Source organism: Pseudomonas sp. P7758 (genome assembly GCF_013386485.1).
GTDB lineage: Bacteria > Pseudomonadota > Gammaproteobacteria > Pseudomonadales > Pseudomonadaceae > Aquipseudomonas.
In genome coordinates this window covers 1-562 of record NZ_JACARS010000267.1, presented here as the reverse complement: position 1 = coordinate 562, position 562 = coordinate 1, and the positions used below count along the sequence as shown (strand labels likewise).

At 61.9% G+C, this 562-nt stretch carries 1 protein-coding gene; it reads right to left on the bottom strand.

Annotated elements, in window-relative coordinates:
- A partial coding sequence (locus HX873_RS31395; protein ID WP_177123851.1) for an AMP-binding protein occupies positions 1–396 on the bottom strand: 396 nt, incomplete at its 3' end.
- Positions 397–562: the final 166 nt, after the last annotated feature.

Sequence of the window (562 nt, the reverse complement as noted above, 5' to 3'; positions counted from 1 at the left end):
CAGCGCGGCGCCGGAGCTGTTCAGGCGGTGTTCGATGGCCTTGGGGCCGAAGGCGGTGAACAGCGGCTGATAGACCGCGCCGATGCGCCAGGTGGCGAGGACGACCACCAGCAGCTCGGCGGTGCGTGGCAGGAGCCCTGCCACCTTGTCGCCGCGATTGACGCCCTGGGCCAGGAGGAAGTTGGCGAAGCGTGCGGCCTGGTCTTGCAGTTGGGTGAAGGTGGACGTGGCGCTGCGGCCGTCCTTGCCCTCCCAGAACAGTGCGATGCGGCCAGGTAATGCGTGGCGGTCGCAGCATTCGACGCAGGCGTTGAGGGCCTGCAGGTTGCCCGACAAGGCAGCGTCGACGGTGTGTTGGTAGTTGAACTGGGTGGTGGCAGCCGAGTAATCACGCATCGCTTCAAATCCCTGTGTGTTTTTTATTTTCAGGATGGGTACGTAGACCGGTGAAATAGTCGCTCTAGAGCGGTGGGGGGGCAATGGTCAAAGCTTTCAACTTGGTTGACTGGTTTGGCCAATGGGGGGGCGCTGTTTGGTGTGTGTGAGTGTTGAAGAGCAGAAT